18 protein-coding genes are annotated in these 22,606 nt (G+C 69.7%); 10 read left to right on the top strand and 8 right to left on the bottom strand.

Annotation, left to right across the window (positions count from 1 at the left end; genetic code table 11):
• The first annotated feature begins 68 nt into the window (after positions 1 to 68).
• Positions 69 to 1,046, top strand: coding sequence for a LysR family transcriptional regulator (locus EGM46_RS04555; protein ID WP_125098986.1), 978 nt, complete (start codon positions 69 to 71; stop codon positions 1,044 to 1,046).
• Here EGM46_RS04555 and EGM46_RS04550 read toward each other — a convergent pair.
• A complete protein-coding gene (locus tag EGM46_RS04550; RefSeq protein WP_125098985.1) occupies positions 1,043 to 2,569 on the bottom strand; it encodes a PucR family transcriptional regulator in 1,527 nt (508 codons plus the stop codon). The two genes, EGM46_RS04555 and EGM46_RS04550, sit on opposite strands and share 4 nt — an antisense overlap.
• Positions 2,570 to 2,707: 138 nt before the next feature.
• Between EGM46_RS04550 and EGM46_RS04545 the strand changes: the two genes are divergently transcribed.
• The 8 genes from EGM46_RS04545 (at position 2,708) to EGM46_RS04510 (ending at position 13,311) form a co-directional block, all read left to right on the top strand.
• Positions 2,708 to 3,895, top strand: a complete 1,188-nt coding sequence (locus tag EGM46_RS04545; protein WP_241156176.1) for a CaiB/BaiF CoA transferase family protein — start codon at positions 2,708 to 2,710, stop codon at positions 3,893 to 3,895.
• Positions 3,896 to 3,962: 67 nt separating this feature from the next.
• Positions 3,963 to 5,126 carry an acyl-CoA dehydrogenase family protein gene (locus EGM46_RS04540; RefSeq protein ID WP_125098983.1) on the top strand — a complete coding sequence of 388 codons (1,164 nt, stop codon included), beginning with the start codon at positions 3,963 to 3,965 and terminating at the stop codon, positions 5,124 to 5,126.
• 246 nt (positions 5,127 to 5,372) lie between these two features.
• Positions 5,373 to 8,153, top strand: a complete 2,781-nt coding sequence (locus tag EGM46_RS04535; RefSeq protein ID WP_125098982.1) for an Ig-like domain-containing protein — start codon at positions 5,373 to 5,375, stop codon at positions 8,151 to 8,153.
• A 113-nt stretch (positions 8,154 to 8,266) separates the two neighbouring features.
• Positions 8,267 to 9,742, top strand: a complete 1,476-nt coding sequence (locus EGM46_RS04530; RefSeq protein ID WP_164512812.1) for a SpaH/EbpB family LPXTG-anchored major pilin — start codon at positions 8,267 to 8,269, stop codon at positions 9,740 to 9,742.
• 116 nt (positions 9,743 to 9,858) lie between these two features.
• Entirely contained in the window at positions 9,859 to 10,782 is a 924-nt protein-coding gene (locus tag EGM46_RS04525; protein ID WP_206427496.1) for a class C sortase, read from the top strand.
• Between the two features lie 41 nt (positions 10,783 to 10,823).
• Positions 10,824 to 11,219, top strand: a complete 396-nt coding sequence (locus EGM46_RS04520) for a GntR family transcriptional regulator (protein ID WP_125098981.1) — start codon at positions 10,824 to 10,826, stop codon at positions 11,217 to 11,219.
• Positions 11,216 to 12,250, top strand: coding sequence for a DUF1648 domain-containing protein (locus tag EGM46_RS04515; RefSeq protein ID WP_125098980.1), 1,035 nt, complete (start codon positions 11,216 to 11,218; stop codon positions 12,248 to 12,250). Before EGM46_RS04520 ends, EGM46_RS04515 begins: the two co-directional genes overlap by 4 nt.
• A complete protein-coding gene (locus EGM46_RS04510; protein ID WP_125098979.1) occupies positions 12,247 to 13,311 on the top strand; it encodes a CPBP family intramembrane glutamic endopeptidase in 1,065 nt (354 codons plus the stop codon). Before EGM46_RS04515 ends, EGM46_RS04510 begins: the two co-directional genes overlap by 4 nt.
• Here EGM46_RS04510 and EGM46_RS04505 read toward each other — a convergent pair.
• The 6 genes from EGM46_RS04505 to mtnA form a co-directional block, all read right to left on the bottom strand.
• A complete protein-coding gene (locus EGM46_RS04505; protein WP_125098978.1) occupies positions 13,301 to 13,777 on the bottom strand; it encodes a cupin domain-containing protein in 477 nt (158 codons plus the stop codon). The two genes, EGM46_RS04510 and EGM46_RS04505, sit on opposite strands and share 11 nt — an antisense overlap.
• Positions 13,774 to 14,688 (bottom strand): ABC transporter permease, encoded by a 915-nt coding sequence (locus EGM46_RS04500; RefSeq protein WP_125098977.1) that lies wholly within the window; start codon positions 14,686 to 14,688, stop codon positions 13,774 to 13,776. The genes EGM46_RS04505 and EGM46_RS04500 overlap by 4 nt, the downstream gene beginning before the upstream one ends.
• Positions 14,685 to 15,824 (bottom strand): ABC transporter permease, encoded by a 1,140-nt coding sequence (locus EGM46_RS04495; RefSeq protein ID WP_125098976.1) that lies wholly within the window; start codon positions 15,822 to 15,824, stop codon positions 14,685 to 14,687. Before EGM46_RS04495 ends, EGM46_RS04500 begins: the two co-directional genes overlap by 4 nt.
• A complete protein-coding gene (locus EGM46_RS04490; protein WP_125098975.1) occupies positions 15,821 to 17,407 on the bottom strand; it encodes an ABC transporter ATP-binding protein in 1,587 nt (528 codons plus the stop codon). Before EGM46_RS04490 ends, EGM46_RS04495 begins: the two co-directional genes overlap by 4 nt.
• 125 nt (positions 17,408 to 17,532) lie before the next feature.
• Positions 17,533 to 18,588 (bottom strand): BMP family ABC transporter substrate-binding protein, encoded by a 1,056-nt coding sequence (locus tag EGM46_RS04485; RefSeq protein WP_125098974.1) that lies wholly within the window; start codon positions 18,586 to 18,588, stop codon positions 17,533 to 17,535.
• A gap of 87 nt (positions 18,589 to 18,675) precedes the next feature.
• Positions 18,676 to 19,758, bottom strand: a complete 1,083-nt coding sequence (gene mtnA / locus EGM46_RS04480; RefSeq protein WP_241156175.1) for an S-methyl-5-thioribose-1-phosphate isomerase — start codon at positions 19,756 to 19,758, stop codon at positions 18,676 to 18,678.
• A 266-nt stretch (positions 19,759 to 20,024) separates the two neighbouring features.
• Here mtnA and EGM46_RS04475 point away from each other — a divergent pair, with 266 nt between their 5' ends.
• The gene (locus tag EGM46_RS04475) at positions 20,025 to 21,419 is read left to right on the top strand and encodes a PhoH family protein (protein ID WP_125099023.1); all 1,395 of its coding nucleotides are present in this window, start codon (positions 20,025 to 20,027) and stop codon (positions 21,417 to 21,419) included.
• Between the two features lie 407 nt (positions 21,420 to 21,826).
• Here the strand turns inward: EGM46_RS04475 and EGM46_RS04470 are convergent, their stop codons facing one another.
• Positions 21,827 to 22,501: a FadR/GntR family transcriptional regulator gene (locus EGM46_RS04470; RefSeq protein ID WP_125098973.1), complete on the bottom strand. Its 675-nt coding sequence runs from the start codon at positions 22,499 to 22,501 to the stop codon at positions 21,827 to 21,829.
• Positions 22,502 to 22,606 lie beyond the last annotated feature (105 nt).

The raw sequence follows: 22,606 nt of genomic DNA, 5'->3' as shown, positions 1-22,606 counted from the left end.
GCACGCCGAGCAGGAAACGGGTAGCGCGGTCCTCGGGTCGCGCGAGCACCCGGTGCGAAGGGGGAGAGATGGCTGATGGGATCGATCCTCGCGCGCTGATGTCGTTCCGTGCGGTGGCCGAGCACGGTTCGTTCGCTGCGGCGGCGCGCGAGCTCGGCTGGACCCAGCCGGCGCTCAGCAGCCAGGTGCGCCGGCTCGAGGAGAGCCTCGGCGTCACGCTCGTGACGCGCACCGTGAAGGGGGTGCAGCTCACCGAGCCGGGCAGGCGGCTGCTGCACCACGCCGAGATCATCGACGGTCACCTCGAGCGCGCGGCGCGCGAGGTCGCCGGCATCGTCGACGAGGGGCAACGCACGGTGCGCGTGGTCGCGTTCCCGTCGGCGTGCACGAGCATCGTCGCCCCCGCCATGTCCGAGCTGCTCGCGCGCGGCTCCGCGGGCGGCGGGCGCGGCGAGCCGGGCGTCGCGATCGAGCTGGAGCAGCAGGAGCCGTTCGCGGTGCCCGAACTGCTGCGCCGCGGCAGCGCCGACGTTGCGCTCGTCTTCCGCTACGAGGGGGAGGCCTCGCCGGACTTCGGGGCCGAGGTCGTCGAGATCCCGATCGGCTGGGATCCGCTGCAGCTCATTGTGTCGAAGCGGCGCGGCTCGGCCGGGGCGAAGCGGCGGCAGCTCGCGGAGCACGCGCGCGATCGCTGGGTGACGGGGTGCCCGGCGTGCCGGCAGCACTTCCTGCGCATCGCTGAGCGGGAGGGCTTTGTGCCCGATATCCGCCACGCGACCGACGACTACATGGTGGTCCAGGAGCTCGTCGCGCGCGACATGAGCGTGTCGGTGGTGCCGCGGCTGAGTCTGCTCAGCTACCGGCACCCCGGCGTGCGCGCGTTCGGGATCCGCGAGGGGGATGGGCGGCAGCTGCTCATCCTGCACGCGAGGGGCGAGCTGCGCCAGGAGGTGCACGACGTGGTCGCGGCGCTGGAGCGCGCGGCGGCGCGGGTGCTCGATCCGGTCGAGCTGGGTGAGCGGCCCGGCGCTGGTGAGAACGCCTAGCGTCCCGTCAGCTCCTCGACGCGCAGCGCCAGCCACAGCTCCGCGCGATCGTCGGCGTCGGCGAGGGCGCGCCCCGTCAACCGCTCGATGCGGGTGATGCGATCCCGCAGCGTATTGCGGTGAATGCCGAGCGCCGAGGACGCCGGGCCCCGCTGCCCGTCGGCGGCGTAGACGGCGCGCAGCGTCGCGCGGAGCAGCTCGGCCTCCTCGCCAGGCAGCTCGCTCGCGTGACGCGAGAGCGGCCCGAGGACGCGGGCGCTGAGGGGCGCGGTGTCGTGCGGGGTGAGCGCGGCGTGGCCCGCCGCCATGTCTGCCGGCGCGTCGGAGAGCGCGACGAGCGCCTCGAGGAACGGGGTGTCGCGGTCCGCCCACACCACGGTGGGCACGCGCGGGGCCGCGTACAGCGGCGCGGTCGCGGAGAGCGCGCTCAGGCGCGCGTTCGCCGAGCGGAGGCTGAGCGCGGCATCGGCTGGCGTGGTGGGGCGGCCGAGCACCGCGTCGAGCCCGTGCTCGGCCGCGACCGTGAGCAGGTGCCCGGTGGCCTCCTCAGTGTCGGCGCAGAGCTGCCAAGCGAGGGCGAGCCCGGGGGCCTGCGCCGGCAGTCCCCCCGGGGTGATGAAGCGGTCGTGGCCGCTGCGTGGCCGGCGTCGCCAGTCCAATACGTCCTCGGGTGAGCCCTGTACAGCGACCGCGCGCACGCGCTCCGGGAGCCGCACGCGCGTGGAGAGGATCTCGATCGTCGCGGGCGGTGCCGCGCCGGTGAGCACCGCCCACGTGAAGCGCTCCCACCGCGCGCGCTCGCGGCTCTCCTCCGCGTCCGCGCCGCGGAGCCCGAGCCAGAGCACGATCGAGCCGGCGGCGATGACCGCGTGCCCCTCGGGGGTGAGCGGGGTCGCGCCGGCCACGGCGAGACTGAGTGAACCCTCCCGGTCGAGACGGATGGTCTCCGGGGGCGCCCCGGCGGTCGCCAAAGCGGCGAAGCCTTGGGTGCTCGCGAGTACCGCTCCGTCCGAGGTGAGGAGGGCGAGCTGCTTCCCGGTGGCCTGCGCGATGCTCGCGAGTACTTCAGCGGGATCCTGCGTACCGCGCGCGCCATCGAGGAGTCGCTGCTGGGCTTGGAGCGCGCCGCGCGCCGCGCGCAGCTCGTCGGCGCGGATGAGGCCGGCGACGGCCTTACTCACCGCGATGAACGGGGTGGGCAGTGGCACCTCGAAGAGCGCGACGCGATACATGCTGGCCGCGCTCACAAGTGCGGCGGGGATGCGGTCGTGGTTCACACCGATGCCGAAGCCGATGGCGGCGACGCGCGCGCGGCTCAGGCCGGCGACGAAGTCGCGCCACCTGGGGTCCCCAGCGCCGAGCGAGAGCCCGGTAGTGAGGATGATCTCGCCGCCCTCGAGGTGGTCGCCGAGGTCGAGGAGCTCGGTGGTGGAGAGCCAGGACACCTCGGGGTCGCCCGGGCCGGACTGCACGAGAGTGAGCCCCAGTTCGGGAAGCGCGAGCAGGTCGGAGAGTGAGGCCATGGTGAGATTCTTGCACAGGTGATGCGCGATGGCCTATGCAAGCGCGCGGGTTGGTTGCTGGTAGGGGCGCCGTACACTGGCCACACAAGGCGAGGCGACGACGCCGCCCGCGATGACACGAACGGACGGGGATTCACGGTGAACGACCATACGGAGCAGGCCGCGGCCGGCGCACTTGCCGGGATTCGGGTCGCAGACTTCTCCCGGGTGCTCGCGGGCCCGCACGCCACGATGATCCTCGCGGATCTCGGGGCCGACGTCATCAAGATCGAGAGCCCGGAAGGCGACGGCACGCGCCAGTGGAGCCCGCCGACGAACGCCGTCGGTCAGAGCACCTACTTCGCCGGGGTGAACCGCGGCAAGCGCTCCGTGGTGTGCGACCTCCGCGATCCCGATGGGCTGGCACGTGCGAGCGAGCTCGCCCGCACCGCCGACGTGGTGATCGAGAATTTCAAGCCGGGCACCATGGCGAAGTTCGGCCTCGGCTACGAGGCCGTCGCCGCGGCGAACCCCGGCGTGGTCTACTGCTCGATCTCCGGCTTCGGCGACACCGAGGGCCGCGACCTCCCCGGCTACGACCTGCTCGTGCAGGCGGTCGGCGGCCTCATGAGCATCACCGGCCAGGAGGACGGCGAGGCCACGAAGGTGGGCGTCGCGCTCGTCGACATCCTGACGGGACTGAACTCGGTGATCGGGATCCAGGCTGCGCTTCGCGCACGCGACACCGCGGGATCGCCCACCGCCGGCCAGGGCCAGCACGTGAAGGTGACGCTGCTCGGTTCGCTGCTCTCGGCGCTCGCTAACCAGGCCTCGTCCACGCTCGAGACCGGCGTCTCGCCCGGCAGGATGGGCAACGCCCACCCCTCGATCTCGCCGTACGAGACCCTCGACGCGGCCGACCAGGCCATCGCGCTCGCCGTCGGCACGGATGGGCAGTTCGCCCGGCTGTGCGAGGTGCTCGGCGTGCCCGAGCTGGCCGCGGACGAGCGCTTCGCGAACAACCCGCAGCGCGTGGCGCACCGCGTTGCGCTGCGCGCGGCGCTCGAGCGGCCGCTCGCCACCCGCACCGCGGAGGAGTGGATCACCGAGTTCACCCGCGCGAACATCCCGGCCGGCCGTGTGAACACGATCGCGCAGGCGCTCGAACTGGCCGAGACGCTCGACCTGAGCCCCGTCGCGCACACCCCGGCGGTCGCACCGGACGGTTCCGCGCACACCCTGCGCTCCGTGGCGCTGCCGATCTCGCTCTCGGCGACGCCGGCGCGCTACTCCGCGCCGCCGCCCGGCGTCGGCGAGCACCAGGACGCCACCTGGCGCGACGCCTGAGCCCAGCGCTCCGCGGCCGCCAGCCCCGAACCCCGCACGTTTTCCGAGATCCCGACAAAGGAGCATCATGACCACGACGATCGACCAGCTGTTCAACGTTTCCGACTTCGTCACCGAAGAGGAGCGCGAGTGGCAGATGAAGGCGCGCGAGTTCGCGCAGACCCGCATCAAGCCCATCATCGACCAGGCGTTCGAGGATCGCCGCCTGCCCGTCGAGCTGCTCCCCGAGGTGGGCGAGTTCGGCGCGTTCGGCATGTACATGAACGGCTACGGGCTGAAGGGCGCCTCCTCGGTGGCGTACGGCCTCGTCGCGATGGAGTTCGAGGCGGTCGACTCGGGCTTCCGCACCGCGCTCTCCGTGCAGGGCTCGCTCGCCATGGGCGCGATCTACAAGTTCGGCTCTGAGGAGCAGAAGCAGCAGTGGCTGCCGGCCATGGGCCGCGGCGAGGCTGTTGGCTTCTTCGGGCTCACCGAGCCGCAGGGCGGCTCCGACCCCAACACCATGCTTACCACCGCGCGCCGCGATGGCGATCAGTGGGTGCTCAACGGCAAGAAGCGCTGGATCGGCCTCGCCACGATCGCCAAGGTGGGCGTAATCTGGGCGAAGGACGAGGAGGGCATCGTCCGCGGCTTCGTGGTGCCGACCGATACGCCGGGCTTCCAGGCGACCGCGATCGAGAACAAGCTCTCGATGCGCGCCTCGCTGCAGACCGAGATCGAGCTCACCGATGTGCGCCTGCCGCTCGACGCGATCCTGCCCGAGGCGAAGGGCCTCTCGGCGCCGTTCAAGTGCCTCAACGAGGCGCGCTACGGCATCGCCTGGGGCGTCATGGGTGCGGCACGCGCCTGCCTCGAGGTGGCCGTCGAGCGCTCGCAGACCCGCGAGGTGTTCGGTGCGCCGATCGGCTCGAAGCAGATCATCCAGGCGCAGCTCGCCGACATGTTCGTCGAGTACGAGAAGGGCCTCCTCCTCGCGCTGCACCTCGGCCGCCTGAAGGACGCCGGCAATCTCACCTACGGTCAGATTTCGGTCGGCAAGCTGAATAACGTGCGCGAGGCCATCAAGATCGCGGGCAACTGCCGCTCGATCCTCGGTGGCGACGGCATCACGAACGATTTCCCCGTGATGCGCCACATGGCGAACCTGGAGTCGGTGCGCACGTACGAGGGCACCGACGAGGTGCACCAGCTCGTGATCGGGCGCGAGCTGACCGGCATCGCCGCGTTCTAGTCGGCGTCGCTTCCCCTCCCGGAAGCCCTTCATTCTGAGCCCCACGAGCAACAGGCTTTTCCTGGTGCTCGTGGGGTTTCTGTGTGCAAATCATGGTCTCTTCATGTACCGGGCATAGACATTTGCAGGTGTGTATGTCTAGGCTGTGCACAACACCGGGGGGTGGTAAAACTGAAGAAAACTTGGGGAACCTGTGCGCCCGCGCCAGTCCAGGGGCGAGCACCGCGCTCGCGCGCTCGGCGAGTCGTGAGCGCAATCCTCACGCTGTGCATTGCGGTGTTCGGGCTTGCGAGTGCCCATGTGGGTGCTGGTGCAGAGCCGGCTGCTGCGGCCGACCCCGACGCGCCCGTCGTGTACAAGGTCCAGGCGTTTTGGGACCGCATCGATGGCGATGTCGACGAGCTGCGCGGCGATGTCGTGATTCGCGTGCCGCACGGGTACGTCGATCCCGTCACAGGGAACCTGCAGTCGGTGAATGGACAGCAGCTCCGGGTGGGGCATGACTACAACACCAGTTCGGCGCTCAAGAGCCACCGCTACATCAACACGCTGGGCGGCGGGCAAGCCGGTGCAACAGCGTGGGCGCAGAACCGCGACGAGTACTTTACGATCCACAAGGTGATCGTCTCCGGTGGCTACGACTTTCTCGTGATGTCAGTCGAGGGGGACATCGATATCGCGAACACGCCTGCGGCAACGAATATCCCAGGGGGACTTGAGTCGACGCTGAACTACTACTTCAGCTACGCGACGGGGGCCCCGACGACGTCCACGTCATGGATTGCTTCTGCGCTTACGGTGGAGCCCATGACGTTCTACTGGTACTACGGCGGCAGAGTCTCGACCGCGATCACCGGGCCGCAGTATCGCATCCCGTGGGACAACATCCAAGGGCTCTGGAGCGGTGGGCAAGCGAACTGGGGCGCCGTACTCGACTACGGTCTGAATGGTCAGCCCGCCGGCGTGCTGCCGCCCAACTCAGTCGGGCTGGACCTCGTCAACAACGCGACCCGAAACGCGGCTCCCGAGGCGGGGCCCACCGGAACGATCACCGAAAGCATGTGGTACGCCTGGGTCAACGAGGACAACTCGCTCGTGGAGTCGATCAACACCGGTCCAATCCGCTTGTCCGGCAACCTCTCCCGCGACAGTCGTTCTTCGGCCGAGCGGTACATCATCAAGAACCTCGCGCAGTCTGCGCGGCCTGATGCTCCCGCAATGGGATGGACGGCCGAGCAAGGCGCACAGGGGCTCACTGAGAACGTCGCAGTCGACGGTGCGATTGACTTTCGTGACGCCGGGGGTACCGGGTATTACAAGCTCGTCGCCTGGCCGGAGGCGCGTGACCCGCTCACGCCAAACTCGTCCTATGGGTCCCCGGTGATCTCCTACACCGCGGCTGAGCTATTCGACGCGTCCGGCCAGATGACCGAGCGTGGTGCGCTTGAAGGCTGGGAAACCGCGACGGTGTACTACGGCTATGACATCCCGCTCCCTGATGCGCCGGTCATTACGACGCCGCCAGAGGGCTCACACACGAACGCGAATGACGAGATCACGATCTCCGGGACGGGTACCCCCGGTCACACGATCTCGCTCAAGCTTGCCGCAGGCACCTCGATCACCGACTTCAATGACCCGAGCCTCGTGCAGCTCGTCGATGGCGAGCACGAGGGTGTCGAAGCTGGCGATGTCGTCGTTGACGCGTCCGGGAACTGGAGCTTTACGTATCGACCCTCGCCGGTGCTCACGGACGGGGAGTATACGGTGGTCGCGATTCAAACAGATCAGGTGCCTGGGAACTTCAATCTCTCGAGTCATCCGTCGAACCCGGATGACCCCGAGAACCCGACCACGTGGGGGGTCACTTTCACCGTCGATACGGTCGCGCCCGCGCCGCTGACGATGCTCTGCCCAGTGAGCCCGACGGAGAACACGACACCGACGTTCTCTGGGAGCGGCGTGGAAGCCGAAGCGACGGTGCAGGTCTTCGAATCCGACGAACGTGTGGGTGAGGGGATCGTCTCCGGAACGAACTGGACCTACACTGTCGACCCCGCCCTCGGAAACGGAACATACACGTTTACCGTGACACAGACCGACCGTGCGGGGAACGTCTCCGAGGTGAGCGCGCCGCCCTGCGAGCTGCTCGTCTTGATTCCTCTGAAGATGACCGGCCTGAAGATTGTCGAGCCGGTCTCAGAGCCGGCGCCGGGGATCGCGGACGTCGCTCCCGAAAACTGGGAGATCACGGTATCCGACGGTGCCGAGACCGTGGTGATGAGTGGCGGTGCAGTAGCGGAACTTCAACGGGAGGTGACGTACACCGTTGGTGAGCGACTCCGTACCGACCCAAGTCCTGACGCTGACGCCGGGAAGTATCTTCCACTCGGTGCAGTTGAGTGCGTCGACGCGGACGGTGTCGCGCTCCCGACCGAGGTGTTTGAGCCGGCCGCCGCGACGATCACGGTCCCAGCTGATGCCGACCTCGCTGAACCTCTGAGTTGCACCATCAGGAACCAGACCGCGCACCTCAGCTTCGTGTCGCATCGGCTCGGTGGCCAGACCGCAGCACCGACTGACGGCTGGTCGCTCTCCGGCAGCACGGACGTCGCCGATTTTCATGTGGAACTCACTGACGGGATGCCGCAGATCCCAGCGCGACCGGGGGAGTACGAGTTCTCCGGTACCGCCCCTGACGGGCTGTCGATCATCGGGTACGAAGCTCTTGATCTCGGCCGTGACGAGTGCGTCGCAACCATCCAGAACGTGGCTGCCGCGCCAGCGGATTGTTGGGTCGCACTCCCGGGAGGAATCGCCGATGTGCCGCAGGGCACACACCAGGTCATCCGCATCGTTGCCGCAGCTCCAACGGACCTGCCGAAGCTCCCGATCACTGGCGGGCTTGGGGCGTGGGTATTCACGCTCGGTGGCGGCGTCGGACTGCTCATCGCCGCAGGGGGCTACGGCTGGCGTCGGTGGAACCTCGCGAGAGGTGACTCAGTCGTTCCTGGTGGTGCGCCGTGAGAGCGATGACCGTTCGCGCGCGCACGCTGGCCCGCAAGCCGCCGTCTCCCGCTAGTGCCGGAGTGCTTTCCCACCAACTTTGTACAACGCAGTGCCCAACGAAAGGAACTGTTGTGAATAGTTCGCGTACTCGCCGTACCACGGCGTTATCCCTCCTGAGTGTCACCGCGATCGCGGTCGGCACCGTCACGATGATCGCCGGGCCAGCGCTGGCGGCTCCGGGTGATGGCGGCACCGGCACGCTCACCGTCCACAAGCTTGAGCAGCCCGAATCCGGCAACCTGGGACCCAATGACGGATCTCAGATCGATACGGGCGGCGCCACCCCACTTGTTGCGGGCTTCACCGCGTGCACCATCGAGGAGATTGATCTCACGATCCCGGCCGATTGGGAGCGCCTCGCTGGTGTGACGGTCACCATCGACGGCGGGGGGAACCCGGTCGCAGAAGAGGGCGGCGAAACGCTCACGCTCACGTGCCTCCCCGAGCAGACGACCGCCGCTGCCGATGGCGCCACCGAGTTTTCGCTGCCGGCCGACCACGCATATGTGGTCTATGAGAGCACGCCGGCAGAGAACGCGATTCCCGCAGCGACGCCGACGGTGATCACGATCCCGTACCCAGGAACTGGGGCAGCAGGTGATCCCGTATGGAACTACAATCCACACATCTACCCCAAGAATTCACTGGTCGGCGGGGGAGCCACGAAGGATGGCACTGTGGTGGGCGACCAGGTGAGTTTTGACGTGACTGTGCCGATCCCGCCGCTCGCTGATGACGGCACATACGATGAGGTGCGCATCAATGACCAGCTCGCCGCGTTCCTGACGTACACCGGGGGCACTGTCGTACTGCAGAATCCGAGCGGTACCGACGTTCCGCTCGTGGCGGGCACCGATTACACGCTCACGACACCGAGCGGGGCAGGCGGAGACGAGGTCGTGCTCACCATGCTCGCTCCGGGACTTGCGAAGCTCGACGCGAACGTGGGCGGCAAACTGATCCTCACGATTACTGCGACGGCAACCGGCAGCGGCTCCACTGCCAACGAGGCCCAGATTACGATCAACGGCACGAGTACAGACCCAGGCACCGGCCCCTCGGTGGTCGACCCCGATGACTTCTTCGGAGGCGCACACATCATGAAGGAGGCAGCGAATAAGGGGGCGGCCTCGAACGTCCCCCTCGCGGGGGCGACGTTTGACGTCTATACCGCGTCAGCTGGCGCGACCAACTGTCCTGCAACACCGGCGCCCACCGCGACGAAGGTGGTTGACGGCGACGTCTCGGGTACCGATGGCAAGACTCCGAACGCGGTTCTGGCTGAGGGGAAGTACTGTGTGTACGAGACCTCGGTTCCTGCGGGCTACAAGGGGCTTGTCGGCGGGCAGCTGTTTGAGGTCACCGGGGAGGACGCCGAGCTCGTGGTGGTGAACACCCAGATCGGCTCCGACCCAGGCGACCTGCCGAACCTGCCGATTACCGGTGCTGCGGGGACCGTGCTGCTCGGCATCGGTGGTGTGGCGCTCCTCGCAGTGGCTGGTGTGCTGCTGAACGCACGGCGGAAGCGGAACCAGCTCCAGGAGTAGCGCCCTGGTGTGCTTGAGGGGTGGGGTGCCAAATTGGGGCCCCGCCCCTCATCCCATGAGCGGACCGGCTTGGTACAGGGTTCGTGCATCTTCAGGAAGGGTATTCGATGGCTGCAGTGACCACGCAGCGCCGCCGCTGGCGCTTCGAATGGGTCAATCTTGTCATCGCGATTGCGCTGCTGGGCGGGATGTCACTCTTGGTCTATCCCACCGCCGCATCGTGGGTGTCTCAGCGCAATCAATCCAACATTGTGTTTGATCAGACCCGGGCGAATAGCGTGAAAGCCGAGTCTGAGATCGCCGCCGCGATCGCAGAAGCGACTGAGTATAACGAGCTCCTTGAGGCCGGTGCGATTCTCGCGTCGGGGGCAAACATCGCCGCCGGAGCCGGCACGGGATCCGCGGAGACCCGTCTCGACTACTGGGGGCTGCTTGACGCGGATCCCACTGGTTCATTGGCGCGATTGCGTGTGCCGGCGATCGATCTCGACCTCCCGGTCTATCACGGTACAAGCGACGCGACCCTCCTCGCAGGTGTAGGGCACCTGCAAGGAACATCGTTGCCGGTGGGCGGGGACGGGACGCGCTCGGTGCTGACTGGGCACCGCGGGCTCGCGAATGCCACGATGTTCACGAATCTCGATCGAGTGTCGAACGGCGACACGTTCAGCGTCGAGGTGCTGGGTCGCGTGTTCAGCTATCGGGTGTTTGATATTCAGGTGGTGGCCCCTGACGCGACGGAGGAGATTCGCGCGGTGCCCGGCCGCGACCTCATGACGCTGATCACCTGCACCCCACTCGGCGTCAACACGCATCGGATCCTCGTCACAGGGGAGCGCATTGATCCAACGCCCCAGGCGGACCTCGACGTGGCGGGGAAACGCCCCGAGGTGCCAGGCTTCCCGTGGTGGGCGGTCATCTCCGGTGCCGGTCTCGTCGGCACTGCCGTGTGGTACTGGCGGGCTGGCTTCCCGTCGCGGCCGCGCACCGGGTCTCACGCCGCCGCCGCAGCGGCCGCGCCCGGCGACCCCCACGAATAGTTCGACTTCGGGTAGAATTATTACCCGAGGAGGACGCCGCCATGATGATTCGCATTTCCGAGGACAGTGAGCTGCCGCTGTACGCGCAGATCGCGCACTCCGTGCGGACGGACATCGCCGCGGGGCGCCTCGTCGCCGGGCAGGCGCTGCCACCGGCCAGAGAGGTGGCCGCCGGCCTGGAACTGAACGTGCATACGGTGCTCCGGGCGTACCAGCTGCTGCGCGATGAGGGGCTGATCGAACTGAAGCGGCGGCGCGGAGCGGTCGTCACACCGGCAGCCGGGGCCATGGCCGAGCTGCGCACGGAGGTCGCCGCACTCGTCGAGCGCGCCGTGCAGCTGGGGCTCTCCGGGGCCGCGCTCGCCGCGCTCGTCTCGAACGCGATCCCCGGCCCCGCCGCGGGCGAGGGCCCGGCCGAGCGGAGCGTGCCAGCGTGAACGCCGAACTGCGCCGTGCCCGGTCCGCCGCGAGGTGGGTGGCGCTCATCGTCCCGCTCGGGATCACGGCGCTCGCGGCTGCGCTCCTGCTCGTGTGGCTCCCGCGCCTGCCGGATCCCGCGGCAACGCACTGGTCGGGCATGCACGGCCCGGACGGCTTCGGGCCGCCGTGGACGTTCGCCGCGCTCAGCGCGGGCATCGGCGTGCCGCTGGTGCTCCTGCTCTGGTTCGCGAGCGTCGGCTCGGCCTCCGGGCGGAAACGCAGGCTCCCGCGCTGGTCGGGCTTCAACCGCCTGCTCGCCGCGCTGAGCGCAGGCACCACCGTGATGCTGCAGTTCTTCCTCGTCGCCGGGGCGGTGATCCAGCTCGACGTCGCCGACGCGCGGCTCGCCCCGCCGCTCGGCTGGGCGGGCCTGCTCGGGATCGCGCTCCTGCCGCTTGGCGGCGCCCTCGCCTGGGCCGTGCAGCCGGCGGTCACGGTCGACGAGCGCGACACGCAACCGGCGCGTGCGATGGAGCTCGGGATCTCGGAGCGCGCGGTGTGGTACCGTACGGCCCGCAGCTCCGCGGCGTTCGTCGGGGTGCTGCTCGGCGCGACCGCGTGCCTCTGGGGTGGCGGGATCTGGCTGCTCAGCGACGGACGGCCCGAGGCCTGGATCCTGCTCGGCGTCGGCGCGCTCATCGCCGTGCTGATTCCCGCGACGACGGTGTTTCGGGTGCGCGTGGACGCCGCGGGGCTCACGGCGCGCTCCGCGCTCGGCTGGCCGGTGCTTCGCGTGCCGCTCGCCGAGGTGGGGCACGCCTCGGCCGAGTCGATTCAGCCGCTCGCTGACTTTGGCGGCTGGGGGATCCGCTGGGCACCCGGCCGCACCGGGGTGGTGCTGCGCGCCGGCAGCGGTATCGTGGTCACCCGGCACGATGGCCGCATCTTCGCGGTGACCGTTGACGACGCGGACACCGCGGCCGCGCTGCTGACCGGGCTCGCCGCCCGCGTGGATGGGGCCGACTCGACACACGGAGGTACTGCATGACCACGCCGAACGCCCAAGCGCCCCAGACCCACGGCGCCGCCGCGCCGCGCCTCGCCGGGGTGCCGTGGGGCGCCGTCGCGCTCTTCATCGTGCTCGCCGGTGGCCTGGCCTGGCTCGTGGCGCTGCCGCTGTGGTTGCGCGGTGCCGAGAGCCCCGGCTTCGCCACGCTGCTCGGCGTGCTTGCCCCCGTGATGATGTGGACCCCGGCGCTCGCCACCCTCGCCGTGGTGTTCCTCGCGCGGGTCCCGGCGGGGGAGCGGCTGCGCTTCCTCGGGGTGTGGCCCCTGCGCCCGGCGAAACGCGTCGTGTGGTTCATCGTCGCGGCCGTGTTCGCGCCGACGCTGCTCGTGGCTGCGAGCGTCGCGGTGGCCGCCGCGTTCGGGTGGGCGGAGCTCGACCTCGTCGAGTTCTCGGGTTTCGCCGCGGCCATCGCAGCGAGCGTCCCCGCCGGTGTCGACGTGCCGCTGCCGCCCGTGCAGCTGCTCGTCCTCGCCCAGCTGCTGAGCCTGCCGCTCGGCGTGGTGATCAATGCGTTCGCCGCGTTTGGGGAGGAGATCGGCTGGCGCGGCTGGCTGCTCCCGGCCCTCCGCCCGCTCGGTACCTGGCCGGCGCTCGCGCTCTCGGGTGTCATCTGGGGGCTCTGGCACTCGCCGCTGATCCTGCTCGGCTACAATTTCGGCCTCACCGATTGGCGCGGCGTCGCGCTCATGACGGTCGGCTGCGTGTTCTGGGGCGCGCTGCTCGGGTGGACGCGGCTGCGCTCGGGCTCCGTGTGGCCCGCCGTGATCGGCCACGCCTCACTGAACGCCTCGGCTGGCCTGCTCGGCCTTGTGGTCGCGGTGGGGGCGGACGTCGATCCGGCGCTCGTGCTGCCGCTCGGCGTGTGCGGCTGGATCGTGATCGCGGTGGCGCTGGTGATCCTGGTTGCGACCGGGCAGTTCTCCCCGGCCAGGCAACCGGAGCTCGCCCCGCGGAAGGCTCGCGGCGGTGCGCAGGCCGCGAGTACTCAGCCAGCTGGGGGCACTCAGCAAGCTGGGGGCACTCCGCCGCCTACCGCGTGAGCGCGGCGATCCGCTCGGCCGCTGCCGGGTAGCGCTCCTGCAGCGCGGCGCGCTCGCCGAGGGCGAAGCCGTCCCACTCGAACGGCGGGGCCATCGTCGTCCCGATGAGCGTCCACTCGCCGGCGGACGAGGAACCCTGCATCACGCCAGCCGGCACCGCGAGCTGCGGGAGCTGGCCCGGGAACTCCGCGGAATCGGGATCCGGGCCGAGGAAACGCTCCTCCGCGCGCCCGTCGGGGTGCAGCAGCAGCATGCGCAGCGGCGCGCCGGCGTACCAGTGGTACACCTCGACGGACGCGAGCGAGTGCAACGCCGAGAAGTCGGGGTCAGCGAGCAGGTACATGATGGCGCTCGAGTGCTCGTCGAGGTGCATCTGGCGGAAGAGCCCGCCCTCGTGCTCGAGCGGCTCGAGGTCGAGCCGCTCGACCCAGCGCGCCGCCTCCTCGGGGAGCACGCCTCCGGTCACGCGACGGCCGCCTCACGCGTCTTGCGGAAGCGCCGGCTCATGAGGATCAGCGCGAGCAGCGTCAGCACGTACGGGCCGGCGTCGGTGAGCTGCTGCGGCAGGCCGAACGACTGCAGGCGGAAGCCGAGCGCGTCGGCGAAGCCGAAGAGGAGCGCGGCGCCGAGCACGCCGACGGGGTGCGCGCGTGCGAGCATCACCGCGACGACGGCGATCCAGCCGCGGCCCGCCGACATGTTCTCCGTGAACTGCACCACGTTGCCGAGGGCGAGCTGCGCGCCGCCGAGGCCGGCGAGCGCGCCAGAGGCGATGACCGCGCCGAGCTGGTAGCGCTGCGGGTTGACGCCCATCGTTGCCGCGGCGAGCGGGCGCTCGCCGACGCCGCGCATGCGCAGGCCGAGCGGGGTGCGGAACAGCATGATCCAGAGCGCTGGCACGAGGAGCAGCGCGAGGTAGCCGAGCGGGGTGAGCGCGAAGAGCGCACCAATCCAGGGGATGTCCGCGAGGATCGGGATCCGCCACACGGGGATGCCGTCGATGCCGGGATCCTGGAACACGCCCTGCACGTCGAAGATCGCGACGATCAGGAAGCTCGTCATGCCGACCGCGAGGATGTTCATGGCGATGGCGAGCACGATCGGGTCGCCCTTGCGGTACACCGCGCCGTAGCCGAGGATCAGCGAGAAGAGCGCACCGGAGACCATCGCGACGATGACGCCGACGATCCAGTTGTGCGTGAAGAACGAGCCGGCGACGCCGGCGAAGGCGCCGATGAGCAGCATGCCCTCGAGGCCGATGTTGAAGATGCCGACGCGCTCCGCGAGCATGCCGCCGAGGGCGGCGAGCAGGACCGGGATGAGTGCGCGCAGCACGGAGGAGATCAGGTCCTCGGTGAACAGGTCGAGGAAGTTCATCGCTCGTCCTCCTTTGCTGCGGTGCTGGTGGCTGTTCGCTTGCGGAACCTGGGGAGCGCGACGCGGAACGCCAGGAGGATGATGACGAGCGCCTGGATCACCGCCGCGATCTGCGGGGAGAGCCCGAGCTCGCGGCCCATGGCGTCGGAGCCGACCATGATGGCGGCGAAGAACAGTCCGGCGATCACGATCCCGACCGGGCGGTAGAGCGCGAGCAGCGTGACGAGGAGCGCGGTCCATGCGAAGTTGGTCTGCACGAAGTAGCCCTCGATGAGACGGGTGCTCGGGGCGCCGATGATGAGCATCAGGCCGAAGAGGCCGGCGAGGCCGCCCGAGAGCGCCATCGTGCGGGTGACGAGCGGGCCGGGCTGTACGCCGCTGTAGCGCACGAACTCGGCGTTCTGCCCGGCGAGGCCCGACTCGAAGCCGTAGCGGGTGCGGCGGTTCACGAAGATCGCGCCGAGCACCACGACGATGAGCACGATGATCGACCAGTTCACGCCGGTGAGGATCGCGGTCACGGGGTGCGTTGCGCCGAGCGTGTTCCGCAGCGACTCAGCGAACGCCGAGTCGCGCGGCACGAGCATGGACAGCTGCACCTCGGGGCGCACCTGCTCACTCGCGACGAGGTCCGAGCTCGGCTCATCGAGCCGGTAGCGGATCAGCCACGAGGAGAAGTAGCGCGCCGGGTAGTTGAGCAGCAGCGTGGAGAGCAGGATCGGCACGCCGAGCAGGTTCTGCAGCAGCGCGGTGATAAGCCCCCACGCCGCGCCGACCGCGATCGCCGTGAGGAACGCGAGCGGCACGATGAGTGCGGCGGGGCCGGGCACGTAGATGGCCACGATCCCGCCGGCGAGGGCGCCGAGGCCGGCCTGGCCCTCGGTGCCGAGGTTCAGCACGCCGGCGCGGAAGGCGACGGCGATCGCGATCCCGATGCCGATGATCGGCACCGCGCGCTGCAGCGTGTTGGCGAGCCCGGGGCCGCTGCCGAACGAACCGTTCACCATCGCGATGTAGCCGCTCACGGGGTCGACCCCGGCGATCAGCATGAAGCACGCGCCGATCAGGAGTGCGAGCACCACCGAAACGGGGATCGGGCTGGCGAGCCAGCGGCCGAAACTCTGCAGGGGTTTCACCGTGCGGTCTCCTTCTGCGTGGCGGCAGCCTGCGCCGCCTGGGTGGTGAGCGGCGCACTGGGTCGGTGCTGCGCCTCCGGAGTGTGTCCGGCCATGTACAGGCCGAGGAGAGCTTCGGTCGCGTCGGCCTTCGGCACCTCGGCGACGATGCGGCCCTCGAACATCACGAGGATGCGCGAGGACAGCGACATGATCTCGCTGAGCTCAGCGGAGATGAGCAGCAGCGCGCCGCCGCCGTCCCGGTACTGGCACAGCTCGCGGTGGATCGACTCGATCGCACCGATGTCGACGCCGCGCGTCGGCTGCTCGGCGATGAGCACGGGGGAGTTGTAGTCGAGCTCGCGCGCGACAACGATCTTCTGCAGGTTGCCGCCCGAGAGCGTGCCGACCGGGGTCGCCGGGCCGGCGATCTTCACGCCGAAGCGGGAGATGAGGCGCTTCGCGTGCTCCACCATGGCGCCGCGCGAGAGCAGCCCGCGCTGCAGGATCGGCGCGGCGCGGTGGTGGCCGAGCGCGAGGTTGTCGACCGCGCTCGCCGAGCCGGCGCTGCCGACGGCGTGGCGATCCTCGGGGACATAGGCGACGCCACCGGCGCGGCGCTGCGCGATCGTTGCCCGGCTGAGGTCGGCGCCGGAGACGTGCACCGCGCCGGCGCTCGCGCGCCGCATCCCGATGATGGCCTCCGCGAGTTCCACCTGGCCGTTGCCGGCGACGCCGGCGATGCCGACCACCTCGCCCGCGCGCACGGCGAGGCTCGCGGTGTCGACGGCCGGGCGGCCGCCGGAGCCGGGGACGGTGAGCTCGCGCACGTCGAGCACGGTGGCGCCGGGCTCCTGCGCGGGCGGCGGGGTGGTGAGGTCGACGTCGCGGCCGGTCATGTGGCGGGTGATCTCGGCGGGGGAGCTGTCGGCGGTGACGAGCTCGGCGACATTTCGCCCATCGCGCAGCACGGTGACGCGATCCGAGATCGCCATGACCTCGTTCAGCTTGTGCGTGATGAGGATGATCGTGCGGCCGTCGGCCTTGAGCGCGCGGAGCACGTCGAAGAGGCGCTCGGTCTCCTGCGGGGTGAGCACTGCGGTGGGCTCGTCGAGGATGAGGACCTTGGCCTCGCGGTACAGCGCCTTCACGATCTCGACGCGCTGCAGCACGCCCACGGGCACCGCGTCGACGCGCGCCGTCGGGTCGAGCTGCAGGCCGTACTTGTCCGCGATCTCCGCGACGCGGCGGTTGGCGGCCTGGCGGTCGATGAGGCCGCGCTTCGTCGGCTCGCTGCGGAACACGACGTTCTCCGCGATGGTGAGCGACGGGAAGAGCTTGAACGACTGGAACACCATGCCGATACCGGCATCGATGGCGTCGAGCGGGGACGAGAAGCTGACGCGCTCCCCGCGAATGAAGATCTCGCCCTCGTCGGGCTGCATCACGCCGGCGAGCATCGACATCAGAATCGACTTCCCCGCACCGTTCTCGCCCATGAGCGCGTGGATCTCGCCGGTCGCGACCTCGAGGTCGACATTGTCGTCGGCGAGCACACCGGGGAAGCGCTTGGTGATGCCGCGCATCGAAACCTCAGCGGTCATCGTTGGCTCCATTCAATAGGCGGGTGGGTGACGGGGGAGCGTGTGGCTACGTGGCCGTCGCAGGGGAAGCAGCTGTGGCCGGGAGGCACCGCACGCGCGGAACCTCCCGGCCACGAGTGTATTGCCTAGGCCAGCGGGTCGGTGACCGTGATCTTGCCTGCGACGATGTCGTCGCGGACCTGGGTGACCTGCTTGAGCACGTCAGCGTTCTCCATGACGGTGCACTGCGAGTCGGCTGCCTCGTCGGTGAGGCTGACGATGGTCATGCCCTCCTCCTTGAGGCCGAACGAGGTGGTCGCCTCGGCCGAGCTCTTGCCGTCCATGATCTCGCCGACGACGGTCTCGACGACCTTGTTCACGGCCTTGATCGTGCCGTCAACGACCGAACCGGGTGCCATGCCGCACTGGTTCGCGTCGACGCCGTACGCCGAGAAGCCCTTCGCCGCAGCGGCCTCCATGATGCCGCCGTTCGATGCCGCACCAACCGCGAACATCTGGTCAACGCCGGTGCCGGCGTAGGCGAGCGCCTGCTCCTTGGCACGAGCGGTGTCAGCGAAGGGGTTGTCGCCACCGATCACCTGGGGTGCGACGGTGTCGACGTCCGCGTTGACGCTCTTCGCGCCCTCGGCGAAGCCCTCGGAGTACTTCTTGAGGAGCGGGTTGTCCACGGAGATCACGGAGCCGACCTTGTCGGCCTCGGTGAGGAGACCGGCCTCGACGCCGAGCAGGTAGGAGGGCTCCTGCTCGCGGAAGGTCGCCTGGTAGAGGTTCTCCGGAGCACCGTCAACGGCGGTGTCGATGAGGAGGAACTTCTGGTCGGGGTTCTGCTCGGCGAGCTCCTTGGCGATGTCGCCGAACTGGAAGCCGAGCATCACGACGACCTCGGGGGCCTTCGCGATCGCTGCCTCGAGGTTGGTGCGGCGCTGCGCCTCGTCCTTCGACTCGTACGTGGTGGCCGAGCCCTCGAAGGTCTTCGCGACGGCGTCGATGCCGACCTTGCCCGACTTCAGGAACTCGTTCTGCCCGATCGGGTCACTGGTGATGTAGATGAAGCTGGGGCCCTCTGCGGACGAACCCGAGTCGGCCGAGCCGCCACCGCCAGCGCAGGAGGTGAGCAGCAGGGCGGCCGTTGCCGCGCCGGCGACGAGTGCCGCACGGGCGCGGCGCTTGGTGAAGAACATTGTTGTGTTCCTTTCGGAGGTGGTGTGAGGGAGGGGTACAGCGTGTGCCCGCCGGTGACGAGGGTGACCGGGGGAAGTAGCTCCAGCCTACGAGCGGAGTGCCGCGAGCGGAACGGTCGCGAGCGTTTCGCCCGAGCCTGGCCGGATCACGCGGCGCTCGGTGACGATCGCGGTGATGAGTTCGTGCGGGGTGACGTCGAACGCGGGGTTCACCGCGTCGATGCCCTCGGGGGCGGTGCGGGTGCCGCCGAAGCCGGCGACCTCGTCGACGCCGCGATCCTCGATCTCGATGTCGGCGCCGCTCGCGGTCTGCATGTCGATGGTCGACTCGGGGGCCACCACGATGAAGGGGACCCCGGCGTGCTTCGCGGCGAGCGCGAGCGAGAAGGAACCGATCTTGTTCGCCGAGTCGCCGTTGGCCGCGATGCGGTCGGCGCCGATGAACACGGCGTCGGCGATCCCGCGCGAGAGCAGGAACGGGCCGGCGGAGTCGATGAGCAGGCGGAAGGGTGCGCCCATGCGCTGCAGCTCCCACGCGGTGAGCCGCGCGCCCTGCAGCAGCGGCCGCGTTTCGAGCGGCAGCGCCTCGGCGAGCGAGCCCTGCTCGAGGAGGGTCTGGATCACGCCGAGCGCGGTGCCGCGCTCCACGGTGGCGAGGCCGCCCGTGTTGCAGATGGTCATGACGCGAACGGGATCCTTGCCGGTGAGCTCGCGGGTGAGGTCAGCGCCGCGGAGCCCCATGGAGATGCACGCCGCGATGTCCTCGTCGCGAATGGCGAGCGCCTCGTCGAGGATCGCTGCCGGGCCTTCGGCGAGGCGGGTGAGCGCGCGGTCGACGCCCCAGGACAGGTTCACCGCGGTGGGGCGGGCCTCGCGCAGCAGGCGTGCTTGTCGGACAACCTCGTCGCGGTCGAGCTCGGCGTCGCCCCCGGCAGCGGCGACCGAAGCCGCGATCAGTGCGACGCCCATCGCGCCTGCGACGCCGAGCGCCGGGGCGCCACGCACCGCGAGCCGCTGAATATCCGTGATCAGCTCGCTCAGCTCGGTGACTCGGCGCTGTTCGAGTCGGTGGGGCAGCAGCGTCTGGTCCACAAGTTCGATAGCTCCGTCGATCCAGTCGATCGTGCGCAAGTAGGGCTCCTTCTGCAGCAACCAAGGGAGGCCTGTCATCCCCCGTGCGTGGTATCGCACAGCAAGAATACCCGAATCTTGTCGGACCACAGCAGCGGGCCTCGGTGCCGCTGGGATACGAAACGGTCACGCAACGTTCACACGACCGAGCGCGTGTCTGCGCACGGGCGGCGCGAAAGGCGGCGTACCGTATGTGCCATCGGGCAGGGTGCCCGGTCGAGGCGGCCAACCACCTCGATGGGAGTGATGGTCGTCTCGCTGATCCGGGGCTCGCGCCTCGGGGCAGAGGAGCCATCGTGGCCGAGATGAATCACCCCGCATTTCACCCCGCAGCAGCCGCTCACTCGGGCGAAACCACGCCCGACGCCGCGCTCGCGACACCGCCCGAGCAGGAACGCATCGCGGGGAGCAGCGAGCAGCTCCGCACCTACGTGCTCGACACCTCCGTGCTGCTCAGCGATCCGCGCGCGCTCTTCCGCTTCGCCGAGCACTCGGTCGTCCTGCCGATCGTGGTGCTGATGGAGCTCGAGCACAAGCGCCACGATCCCGAGCTCGGCTACTTCGCCCGGCGTGCGCTGCGGTTCCTCGACGAGTTGCGCGCCACGCACCTGCGGCTCGACTTCCCGGTGCCCGTCGGCGACGCCGGGGGGACGCTGCGCGTCGAGCTCAACCACACGAGCACGGATGGGCTGCCCTCCGGGATGCGGCTCGGCAACAACGACACGCGGATCCTCGCGGTGGCGCAGAACCTCGCGAACGACGGCTGCGAGGTGACGGTCGTCTCCAAAGACCTGCCGATGCGGTTGAAGGCCGCGGCGCTCGGGCTCGGGGCTGAGGAGTACCGGGCCGAACTCGCCGCCGACGACACCTACACCGGCATGGTGACGCTGTCGATCGACGAGGCGGAGATGGCCGCGCTGTGGGAGAGCGAGCGACTCGACGGCGTCGCGGCGGCGGAGGAGCTGCCGCGTGGCACCGGGGTGGTGCTGCACTCCCCGCGCGGCTCGGCGCTCGGCCGCATCGACGGACCGGGCGGGCTGCACCTCGTGCGCGGCGACCGCGAGGTGTTCGGGGTGAGCGGGCGCAGCGCCGAACAGCGGCTCGCTATCGACCTGCTGCTCGATCCGCAGGTGGGGATCGTCTCGCTCGGCGGCTCGGCCGGCACCGGGAAGTCGGCGCTCGCGCTCGCGGCCGGCCTCGAGGCGGTGCTGGAGCGCCGCCAGCATCGCAAGATCATGGTGTTCCGGCCCCTGTACGCCGTCGGCGGCCAGGAACTTGGCTACCTGCCGGGCGACCACCAGGAGAAGATGGGCCCGTGGGCGCAGGCCGTGTTCGACACGCTCGGCTCGATCGTGTCGGAGAACGTGCTCGACGAGGTGGTCGCGCGGAACCTCATCGAGGTGCTGCCGCTCACGCACATTCGCGGCCGCTCGCTGCACGACGCGTTCGTGATCGTCGACGAGGCGCAGTCGCTTGAGCGCGGCGTGCTGCTCACGATGCTGAGCCGGATCGGGCAGAACTCGCGCGTGGTGCTCACGCACGATGTCGCGCAGCGCGACAACCTCCGCGTCGGCCGCTACGACGGCATCGCCGCGGTGATCGAGAAGCTCACCGGGCACGCGCTCTTCGGGCACGTGACGCTGACGCGCTCCGAGCGCAGCGACATCGCGGCGCTCGTGACGGAGCTGCTGGGCGACTAGCCAGGCGGCAGGCAGCGGCGTCCCGGCTGAGCCGGGGCGCCGCCGTGCTGTGCGCTGAGCTCAGAAGCACATCCCGCGCCCGCACCGCACGCACTCGCACTGCTCAGCGCCGCGTACTCAGTGTGAACTCTTCACCCCAGAGCGGGGCGGCGTGCTGCCTCCGCGCACGAGGCCCAGGCCCAACTATGCGTAGTCACGGCACGAGATGTTCACCTGGGCCGCGACGCCCCTTTCCGTCACTATCGGTCCTGACCTCAACCTATTCGTCGTCGCCGAGCCGGTCGTTCAGCGCGTCGCTCCGCGCGACCGGCTCGGAGGAGACGATCCTTGCCGCTCAACACTCGCTCATCGCGGCGGGGGAGTGAGCGACCCTGTGACGCACGAGGAGTAACAAGATCGCTGTAGCGCTACGCCCGCGGCAGCCCCGCGTGCCATTCCTCGGTGGCCGCGAGGTTCGCCGCGGCGCTCGCCGCAGCCGCCTCGGGGTCGCGCGCGTGGATCGCCGCGAGCACGTCGTCGTGGCCGCGGCGCTCGTCGCGGCAGAAGCCATCGTGCGTTTGCGCGGCGCGCATCGACTCGTGCAGCAGCGGCAGGAGCGCCGTGTAGACCTCGAACAGGATCGGGCTGTGCGCGGCGCGCGCGATCGCCTCGTGGACTGCGACGTCGGCGGCGACCCAGTCTGCATCCTGGGCGGCGGCCCGGTCCCGGAGCGCTGCGGCGATGAGCTCCGTGTCGGGGTCCTGCGCGCGCTCCGCGGCGAGCCGCGCGAGCACGGGCTCGAGCGCGGTGCGGGCTTCGAGGACGTCGCTGAGCGTGCCGCCCGACCTGGCGAGCGCGCCAGGCACCTCGCTCATCGCGCGGACGAAGGTGCCGTCGCCGCGGCGAATCTCGAGCATCCCCGTGTACTGCAGCGCCCGGAGGGCTTCGCGGAGCGTGCCGCGCGCCACCCCGAGGTCGGCCATGAGCTGCGGCTCGGGCGGGATCCGCTCGCCGACGGCCCACCGCCCCTCGACGATCTCGGCCCGAAGCCGCTCGACGACCTGATCGCTCAGCGAGCGCTGCTGTACCGGATCGAGTGCCATGTGTGCAATGATAGTCCACGCCCGATGATCAGACGTTGGATGTTTGGCTGTCCTGGTCGCGGGTGCGGGGTTCAGCGCGGATAACCCATCGAATCCCGCAACCTC

Origin of the sequence: Leucobacter chromiireducens (assembly GCF_003917135.1) — a bacterium.
In the GTDB taxonomy this organism is placed as follows: domain Bacteria; phylum Actinomycetota; class Actinomycetes; order Actinomycetales; family Microbacteriaceae; genus Leucobacter; species Leucobacter chromiireducens_A.
The sequence above is the reverse complement of the archived record's forward strand: the minus strand, read 5'-3'. Positions and strand labels throughout refer to the sequence as shown.